Here is a 214-nt window from a genome sequence, read left to right as displayed (position 1 = left end):
TTATCTCCGACAGGTCCTTTGTCACCAACTTCGCCTTTGTCACCGACTTCGCCTTTGTCACCAACTTCACCTTTGTCACCAACTTCACCTTTGTCTCCAACAGGTCCTTTATCTCCAACTTCGCCTTTGTCACCAATTTCGCCTTTATCTCCGAGAGGTCCTTTGTCACCAACTTCACCTTTGTCTCCGACTTCACCTTTGTCTCCGACTTCAC

General features: G+C 48.1%; 1 pseudogene. It reads right to left on the bottom strand.

Features of this window, described 5'->3' with window-relative positions:
• Positions 1-214: pseudogene (locus tag Q1A15_RS21000) on the bottom strand (collagen-like protein); the annotation flags it as partial.

It is taken from the genome of uncultured Tenacibaculum sp., from assembly GCF_947495995.1.
In the GTDB taxonomy this organism is placed as follows: Bacteria; Bacteroidota; Bacteroidia; order Flavobacteriales; family Flavobacteriaceae; genus Polaribacter.
The sequence above is the reverse complement of the archived record's forward strand: the minus strand, read 5'-3'. Positions and strand labels throughout refer to the sequence as shown.